General features: G+C 58.4%; 7 protein-coding genes and 4 tRNA genes. 9 read left to right on the top strand and 2 right to left on the bottom strand.

Going from position 1 to position 8,089, the window contains the following annotated elements:
• The first annotated feature begins 4 nt into the window (after positions 1–4).
• Entirely contained in the window at positions 5–964 is a 960-nt protein-coding gene (locus B347_RS0119505) for an alpha/beta hydrolase fold domain-containing protein (RefSeq protein ID WP_019411375.1), read from the top strand.
• 45 nt (positions 965–1,009) lie between these two features.
• Here B347_RS0119505 and B347_RS0119500 read toward each other — a convergent pair whose 3' ends face one another.
• Together B347_RS0119500 and B347_RS0119495 are read right to left on the bottom strand one after the other, a co-directional pair.
• Positions 1,010–2,335, bottom strand: coding sequence for an Nramp family divalent metal transporter (locus B347_RS0119500; RefSeq protein ID WP_019411374.1), 1,326 nt, complete (start codon positions 2,333–2,335; stop codon positions 1,010–1,012).
• Positions 2,336–2,359: 24 nt separating this feature from the next.
• Positions 2,360–3,310: a 2-hydroxyacid dehydrogenase gene (locus B347_RS0119495; RefSeq protein ID WP_019411373.1), complete on the bottom strand. Its 951-nt coding sequence runs from the start codon at positions 3,308–3,310 to the stop codon at positions 2,360–2,362.
• A gap of 214 nt (positions 3,311–3,524) precedes the next feature.
• Here B347_RS0119495 and gltX point away from each other — a divergent pair, with 214 nt between their 5' ends.
• From gltX to B347_RS0119455, 8 genes are all read left to right on the top strand, one after another.
• A complete protein-coding gene (gltX, locus tag B347_RS0119490) occupies positions 3,525–5,006 on the top strand; it encodes a glutamate--tRNA ligase (RefSeq protein ID WP_019411372.1) in 1,482 nt (493 codons plus the stop codon).
• Between the two features lie 311 nt (positions 5,007–5,317).
• Positions 5,318–5,393: transfer RNA gene (locus tag B347_RS0119485), tRNA-Ala, on the top strand.
• A gap of 75 nt (positions 5,394–5,468) precedes the next feature.
• Positions 5,469–5,544 (top strand) — tRNA-Glu (locus B347_RS0119480).
• Positions 5,545–5,594: 50 nt separating this feature from the next.
• A tRNA-Ala gene (locus B347_RS0119475) sits at positions 5,595–5,670 on the top strand.
• 77 nt (positions 5,671–5,747) lie between these two features.
• Positions 5,748–5,823 (top strand) — tRNA-Glu (locus tag B347_RS0119470).
• Between the two features lie 172 nt (positions 5,824–5,995).
• Complete coding sequence (locus B347_RS0119465) at positions 5,996–6,430, top strand: acyl-CoA thioesterase (RefSeq protein ID WP_019411371.1); 435 nt, start codon at positions 5,996–5,998, stop codon at positions 6,428–6,430.
• A gap of 62 nt (positions 6,431–6,492) precedes the next feature.
• Complete coding sequence (locus tag B347_RS0119460) at positions 6,493–7,452, top strand: tRNA dihydrouridine synthase (protein WP_019411370.1); 960 nt, start codon at positions 6,493–6,495, stop codon at positions 7,450–7,452.
• 122 nt (positions 7,453–7,574) lie between these two features.
• Positions 7,575–8,057: an Hsp20 family protein gene (locus tag B347_RS0119455; protein WP_019411369.1), complete on the top strand. Its 483-nt coding sequence runs from the start codon at positions 7,575–7,577 to the stop codon at positions 8,055–8,057.
• The last annotated feature ends 32 nt before the right edge of the window (positions 8,058–8,089 follow it).

Here is an 8,089-nt window from a genome sequence, read left to right as displayed (position 1 = left end):
TGCGATGTCGTTGATAGCGGATCTTGAAGATTTTTTGGACTTGGCCCACATGGGCCGCATGACTGGCAAGAATCTGCCGATGCATGCGCTGACCCCGGCCCAGGCCCGCAGTGAGTTTGAACAAAGCGCCAGCGTGTTTGATGTGCCGGTGCCGCAGGTTGACAGCTACGACCTGCGCATCCAGGCGCGCGATGGCTTTAGCCTGCGGGCACGGCTGTATCGTCGACCTGAACTTGAAGTCAGTCCTGTGCCGGTGGTGGTGTATTTTCATGGCGGCGGCTATGTGATTGGCAGCCTCGACAGTCACGACGCGTTGTGTCGACGATTAGCCGCGCTCGGAGATTTTGCGCTGCTGGCGGTGGATTATCGGCTGGCCCCCGAATGGGTGTTTCCGACAGCGGTGCATGACGCCTGCGATGCCGTGAACTGGCTACTGCAAGACGGCATCAAACATGGGCTGGATGCCTCACGTGTGGCGTTTGCCGGAGACAGCGCAGGCGGAACCTTGAGTACCGTGTTATCGATTCTGGCGGCGCGTGAGCCGCAAGCAGTCACCATCGTCCCGCGTGCGCAAGTGCTGCTGTACCCAGTGACCGATGGCAGCTGCAAACGTGACTCCCATGTGCGCTATGCCGAAGGCTACTTGCTCGAAACCGCGACCATGGACTGTTTCTATGGGCATTACGCCAGTGGCGAGGAGGATTTGCGTGACTGGCGGATTTCGCCATTACTGGCGGCCGACCTCAGTGGTTTAGCCCCGGCGCTGGTGTACTTGGCGGGGTACGACCCGTTGTATGACGAAGGGCTGGCCTATGCCGAGCAGCTTAAAATCGCAGGCAACGACGTGTTATTGCTGGAAGAACCGGGCATGACCCACGACTTTATGCGCATGAGCGGCTTGCTGGAGGAAGTGCCGGTAATCCATGCGCGGGTGGCGGGGTGGTTGAATGCTCAACTGAATTGAATTGTGTAGCCGCTGCCGGAAGCTGCGGCTACACGGCGTTATCGGCTAATCCCCAAACCCAATCTGCGCAATCAACCACACATTCGCCGCGCTGATTACCGCAAACAGAAACCACGCCAGCAGCCGTGTTGGCAGGCGGTTGGCGAATGGGCCCATGAGCTTTTTGTCGCTGGTCATGCGGATCAGTGGGTACAGCGCAAAGGGCAGTTGCAGGCTAAGCACCACTTGGCTGAGGATCAGCAGTTTGCCTACCGCGCCGTCGCCCATCAGCCACACGCCGAGAAACGCTGGGATTAAGGCCAGCCCTCGGGTGATCAGGCGGCGCTGCCAGCAAGGGATTCGCAGGTCTAAGTAGCCTTCCATGATCACTTGCCCGGCAATGGTGCCGGTGAAGGTCGAGCTTTGCCCTGAGGCCAGTAGTGCTACGCCGAACAGGACGCTGGCCATTGCGCCGCCGACCAGTGGGTCGAGCATGCGGTAGGCGTCTTGTATTTCGACCACGTCGGCGTGGCCGGTCTGGTGGAAGGCGGCCGCAGCGAGGATCAGGATGGCCGCGTTGACCAGTAAGGCCAGTGCCAGCGAGCCGATGGTGTCGATGCGCGACAGGCGCACGGCGTCGAGTTTGCTGGCGTAGTCGGTGCCGGTCAGGCGGGTTTGCACGATGGAGGTGTGCAGGTACAGGTTGTGCGGCATGACGGTGGCGCCAACGATGCCGATTGCGATGTACAGCGGCGCCGCGTCACTGATGGCTGCGAGTGAAGGCTTGAAGCCTTCGAACACGGCCGGCCAGTACGGTTTGATCAAGACCAGTTCGACAAAGAAGCACGCGGCGATGGTCATGACCAGTGCCAGCATGATGGCTTCGAGGCGACGGAAGCCTTTGCCTTGCAGGGCCAGGATTAGCAGGGTGTCGAAGGCGGTGAGGGCGATGCCGAAGGTCATCGAGCAGCCCAGCAGCAGGTGGAAGGCCAGTGCACAGCCGAGTACTTCGGCAAGGTCGGTGGCGATGATCGAGATTTCCGCCAGCAACCATTGCACCCGCGCCGAACGTTTGCTGTAGCGCTCGCGGCACAACTGCGCGAGGTCTCGGCCGGTGGCGATGCCCAGCCGTGAACACAGGCATTGCACGGCCATCCCGGCCAAGCTGGCGAGCAGCACCACGAACAGCAGGTTGTAGCCGTAACGTGAACCCGCTTCGATGGCAGTGGCCCAGTTGCCGGGGTCCATGTAGCCGATGCTGATCAGCAGGCCAGGGCCGGCAAAACGCAGTACGCGCTTCCAGAAGGGTGCACTTGCGTTGACGGGGACGCTGCCACTGACTTCTGGTGGGCAGAAGGGTGCAGTGGCAATTTTTGGCAGGCTGAATTTCAAGCGTGGGCTCCGCAGGTTTAAGAATCAGACGGGCTCAGGCAGCGCCACGGGCGTCAGTACGGGCTGGTCGGCAAAAAACGCCAGCAGGTTTTTGACGACTAGCTGCACGGTGCCTTCGACCGCTTCAGGCGATTGCCCGGCGACGTGCGGGGTCATGACCACATTGCCGAGAGTTTTGAGGGCGTCGGGTACCTGTGGCTCAGTTTCAAAGACATCCAGCCCGGCCCCGGCGATTCGGCCAGTGGTAAGGGCGGCGATCAGGGCGTCGGTGTCGACCACGCTGCCGCGCGCGATATTGACCAAATAGCCGTCACGGCCTAGCGCATCGAGCACGCTCGCGTTGACTAAATGGTGGGTGGAGTTGCCACCGGGGGCGGCGATGATCAGAAAATCGACCGCGCTGGCCAGTTCGAGCACGTTGGCGCAGTAGGTGTAGGGTGAGTCTTCGCGTGGCTGGCGGGTGTGGTAGCTGATGTGCATCTCAAAGCCGAGCGCGGCGCGTTTGGCGATGGCCTGGCCAATGGCACCCAAGCCGATGATGCCCAGGCGCTTGCCGGTCAGCGAGGGTTGACGCACTTTGACCCATTCGTTGCGGCGGATGCTGGCGTCGGCCTGGGGAATGCCGCGAACGGCTGAAAACAGCAAGGCCATGGCATGGTCGGCCACGGAGGAGGCGTTGGCGCCTGCGCCGTTGGTGACGGTAATGCCGCGATTGCTGGCGGCTTGCAGATCCACGGCCTCATAACCGGCGCCGATCACGCAGATGATTTTGAGCAAGGGCAGGGCGGCTATTTCATCCGCGCGCAAGCCTAGCGGGCCTCGGGTCAGGACCACGTCGATGCGGTCAGCGTGTTGGGCGATAGCGTCGGCGCGGCTGGCGGGGGTGGGTGCAAGGATCAACTGGTAACCCTGGTGCTCCAGCAAGTGCAAATAATCATCAACGGTCTCAACCAGCACCAGCACTACGTGGGTCATTGCGTGACTCCTGACAGGGAAAACCGGGAATGGGCCGAGATTAGCATCTATGCCTTGAGGGTTTCCCTGTATCAATTCGATACAACCGCTCTATTTAAGGTTTTTTCATCTATGCGTCGGGTCATCTGTCTTTGGCGGCCTACTGCGCTGGAGCCAAGCCGGGTCGGCCTGTTAACATTCGCCCTTTGTTTTTATCTCTACTTCGAGACCGCCCATGACCACCGTTCGCACACGCATCGCGCCATCGCCTACCGGCGACCCTCACGTAGGCACTGCCTACATCGCTTTGTTCAACTACTGCTTTGCCAAGCAGCATGGCGGCGAGTTCATCCTGCGGATCGAAGACACCGACCAACTGCGCTCGACTCGTGAGTCTGAGCAGCAGATTTACGATGCCCTGCGCTGGTTGGGGATCACCTGGAGCGAAGGCCCGGACGTCGGCGGCCCGCACGGTCCTTATCGCCAAAGCGAACGTAGCGACATTTATAAGCAGTACACCCAGCAACTGGTCGATATGGGTCACGCCTTCCCGTGCTTCTGCACCAGCGAAGAGTTGGACCAGATGCGCGCCGAGCAAATGGCCAAAGGCGAAACGCCGCGTTATGACGGCCGTGCCTTGTTGCTGTCCAAAGAAGAAGTGGCCCGCCGTCTGGCCGCTGGCGAACCGCACGTCATCCGCATGAAGGTGCCGACCGAAGGCGTGTGCGTTGTGCCTGACCTGTTGCGCGGTGACGTTGAGATCCCGTGGGACCGCATGGACATGCAAGTGCTGATGAAGACCGATGGTCTGCCGACGTACTTTCTGGCCAACGTGGTCGATGACCACTTAATGGGCATCACCCACGTATTGCGTGGCGAAGAGTGGCTGCCATCGGCGCCAAAACTGATCCTGCTGTACGAATACTTTGGCTGGGAGCAGCCGCAGCTGTGCTACATGCCGCTGTTGCGTAACCCGGACAAGAGCAAGCTGTCCAAGCGCAAGAACCCGACCTCAGTGACGTTCTACGAGCGCATGGGCTTTATGCCTGAAGCCATGCTCAACTACCTGGGCCGCATGGGCTGGTCGATGCCGGACGAGCGCGAGAAGTTCTCGCTGCAAGAAATGGTCGATAACTTTGACTTGTCTCGCGTGTCGCTGGGCGGGCCGATCTTCGATATCGAGAAGCTGTCGTGGCTTAATGGCCAATGGTTGCGTGATCTACCGCTGGAAGAGTTCGCCAGCCGCGTTCAGCACTGGGCGTTGAACCCTGAGTACATGATGAAGATCGCGCCGCTGGTGCAGGGCCGGGTTGAAACGTTCAGCCAGATCGCGCCACTGGCCGGGTTTTTCTTCGCGGGTGGCCTGCAACTGGATGCCAAGTTGTTTGAGCACAAGAAGCTGTCCAACGAGCAAGTGCGTCAGTTGATGCAACTGATTCTGTGGAAGCTCGAAAGCCTGCGCCAATGGGAAAAAGACCCGATTACCGCCTGCATTCAGGCCGTGGTTGAGTCGCTTGAGCTGAAACTGCGTGATGCCATGCCGCTGATGTTTGCGTCGATCACAGGCCAGGCCAGCTCGGTATCGGTGCTGGATGCGATGGAGATTCTGGGGCCGGACTTGACCCGTTTCCGTCTGCGTCAGGCGCTGGATCTGCTGGGCGGCGTGTCGAAGAAAGAGAACAAAGAGTGGGAAAAGCTGTTTAACGCAATCAGCTAATACGCGTTGAAACACCCGTAGCAGCTGCCGAAGGCTGCGTTCGGCGGCGTAGCCGTCGTAAATGCTGATGGCGCGGTTTTACTCAAAGACCGCGAGTGCTGAATTTACGATCGCTGCGCAATCGGACGCAGCCTGCGGCAGATGCTACGGGTGAGTCGGCCTGCCAAAGGCCGTGTTTTCGGGGTTTTGAGGGTAAGTGGTTGTTCTCTCGACAGATTTTTTTAATAAACTTTGAAAATAAGTTTGACAGCTTACCGATGCAGTCTTAATATGCGCCCCGTCCACACAGCAACACGCAACACTGACTGTTTGGGGCTATAGCTCAGCTGGGAGAGCGCTTGCATGGCATGCAAGAGGTCAACGGTTCGATCCCGTTTAGCTCCACCAAATTTACAGTTCAATGCTTGGCCACACCGGCATTGAATCGATCAGCACTCAGCGCTGATCAGTTAGAAGGTTTGTGTCCCCTTCGTCTAGTGGCCTAGGACACCGCCCTTTCACGGCGGTAACAGGGGTTCGAGTCCCCTAGGGGACGCCAGTTTTACAGAAGCAGCATTTCGGTGTTGCTCCGCCGCCAGGCGATAAATCGGGGCTATAGCTCAGCTGGGAGAGCGCTTGCATGGCATGCAAGAGGTCAACGGTTCGATCCCGTTTAGCTCCACCAATTTACAGTTCAATGCCGGGCCACACTGGTATTGGATCGATCATCGCTAAGCGCTGATCACTGTTAGAAGGGTTTGTGTCCCCTTCGTCTAGTGGCCTAGGACACCGCCCTTTCACGGCGGTAACAGGGGTTCGAGTCCCCTAGGGGACGCCACGATTACCCGCTTTGCGGGATTTTTAAGGGTCATTCAATTATTGAATGGCCCTTTTGTTTGTCTGGCGTTTGCCAAATCCATCCCCTTTCCCCCTCGCTTCCATCCGGCCCTGCCTTTGTGCGGATGGGGTGCGTTACACTGCGTGCTTCATTTTTGTGCAGGAAGACACGCATGAGTTGGGATCTGGCAACGCCGTTCATCATTGATCTGCACGTGCAGGCCGAAGACATTGACGGCTTTGGTCATGCCAATAACGCCGCCTATGTGGTGTGGCTGGAGCGTTGCGCTTGGCGCCACTCCCAGCGTCTTGGGCTGGATTTGACCGAGTACCGAAGACTCGATCGGGCAATGGCCGTTGCACGACATGAGATCGATTACCTGGCCAGCGCCTATGAAGATGATGAGTTGCAATTGGCAACCTGGATTGTCGATTGCGATAAGCGCCTACGCATGACGCGGCACTTTCAATTGGTCCGGCCTGCTGACGGCACCACCTTGCTGCGTGCGCAAACCACGTTCGTCTGCATTGAATTGTCGACAGGCAAGCCCAAGCGTCTGCCCCCCGAGTTCATTGAAGGCTACGGCCCGGCGGTCGTGACGGCTTGATCAAGATACCGATTGGCCGCAGAACCCCGTAAACTGCGGCACGTTTTTTATGAGAGTCACCCATGCAAATTGCTTTGGCGCCGATGGAAGGGTTGGTCGACAACATCCTGCGTGATGTCCTGACCCGCACCGGCGGTATTGATTGGTGCGTGACCGAATTTATTCGGGTCACCGAGCGAGTATTGCCAGAAGCGTACTTCCACAAATTCGCCCCAGAACTCAAGCATGGCGCGCAAACCCGCTCCGGCGTGCCGTTGCGCGTGCAATTGCTGGGCTCCGATCCGGCCTGTCTGGCCGATAACGCGGCGTTGGCCTGTGAGTTGGGTTCTGGGGTCATTGACCTCAACTTTGGTTGTCCGGCCAAGACGGTGAATAAATCCCGTGGCGGTGCGGTGCTGCTTAAAGAACCCGAGCTGCTGCACGCGATCTTGCTGCAGGTTCGGCGCACGGTACCTGCGCATATTCCGGTCACTGCCAAAATGCGCTTGGGTTTTGATACGCCTGACAGCGCCAATGAGTGCGCGATTGCACTGGCAGAGGGCGGCGCGAGTCAGATCGTGGTGCATGCGAGGACTAAGATGGACGGCTACAAGCCGCCTGCGCACTGGGAGTACATCGCTCAGGTACAAGATGTGGTCAAGGTGCCGGTGTTCGCCAATGGCGATATCTGGTCGGTTGAAGATTGGCGTCGTTGCCGCGAAATTAGCGGTGCAGAAGACATCATGCTCGGTCGCGGATTGGTTTCGCGTCCCGACCTGGCCCGGCAAATTGCTGCCGCGCGTGCGGGCGAAGAAGTGGTCGAGATGACCTGGGCAGATTTGCAGCCGATGATTCGCGATTTCTGGGCCCAAGCCGAAGCGCAACTGACGCCCCGCTCAGCGCCAGGGCGGCTCAAGCAATGGCTGGCCATGCTGACCCGCAACTATCCTGAAGCGGTGGTGCTGTTTAATGCCATGCGCCGTGAGACCGACTGCGAGAAGGTCCGGCATATGGTCAATGACCCACCTGTGGACGCTGCCTGAAGCGTCTGAAAAAAATTCAAAATAAACCCTTGAAATGGTGTTGCCGGTCCCTATTTAGGGGTTAAGCGATGCCGAAACCGGGTCGCGGAGAAAAAATCTCGCTGAAATCAGGAGGCTTAATTATGAGCAACGCATTTTCGATGGCGCCACTGTTCCGTAATTCTGTCGGCTTTGACCGTTTTAGTGATTTGTTTGAGACCGCGCTGCGCAATGAGCCAGGCAGCAGCTATCCGCCTTACAACGTCGAGAAGTACGGTGAAGACAGCTATCGCATCGTGATCGCGGCGGCAGGTTTCACTCAGGAAGATCTAGACCTGCAAGTGGAAAAAGGCGTTTTGAGCGTCAGTGGTAGCAAACGTGAAACCTTCGGTGACAACACCGAGAGCGGCACTGAGAAAAGTGCATCAGGCGTGACTTACTTGCATCAAGGCATCGCGCAGCGGGCATTTAAACTGTCGTTCCGTCTCGATGATCACATCGAGATCAAAGGCGCGAACTTGAGCAATGGCTTGCTGAGCATCGACCTGCAGCGGGTGGTGCCAGAAGAGGCCAAAGCCAAGCGTATCCCGATCAATGGGGATCCACAGACTGCTCTGCAAAACTGATGTAAGTCTGTGCGAGTCAAGAACCCCGTCTT

The sequence above is a fragment of the Pseudomonas psychrophila HA-4 genome, from assembly GCF_000282975.1.
In the GTDB taxonomy this organism is placed as follows: domain Bacteria; phylum Pseudomonadota; class Gammaproteobacteria; order Pseudomonadales; family Pseudomonadaceae; genus Aquipseudomonas; species Aquipseudomonas psychrophila_A.
This window is presented reverse-complemented; position numbering and strand designations above follow the sequence as displayed.

Coding starts and splice junctions, on each gene's coding strand:
- B347_RS0119505 (WP_019411375.1), top strand. CDS start 5: ATGTCGTTGATAGCGGATCTTGAAGATTTTTTGGACTTGGCCCACATG.
- B347_RS0119495 (WP_019411373.1), bottom strand. CDS start 3,310: ATGACCCACGTAGTGCTGGTGCTGGTTGAGACCGTTGATGATTATTTG.
- gltX (WP_019411372.1), top strand. CDS start 3,525: ATGACCACCGTTCGCACACGCATCGCGCCATCGCCTACCGGCGACCCT.
- B347_RS0119465 (WP_019411371.1), top strand. CDS start 5,996: ATGAGTTGGGATCTGGCAACGCCGTTCATCATTGATCTGCACGTGCAG.
- B347_RS0119460 (WP_019411370.1), top strand. CDS start 6,493: ATGCAAATTGCTTTGGCGCCGATGGAAGGGTTGGTCGACAACATCCTG.
- B347_RS0119455 (WP_019411369.1), top strand. CDS start 7,575: ATGAGCAACGCATTTTCGATGGCGCCACTGTTCCGTAATTCTGTCGGC.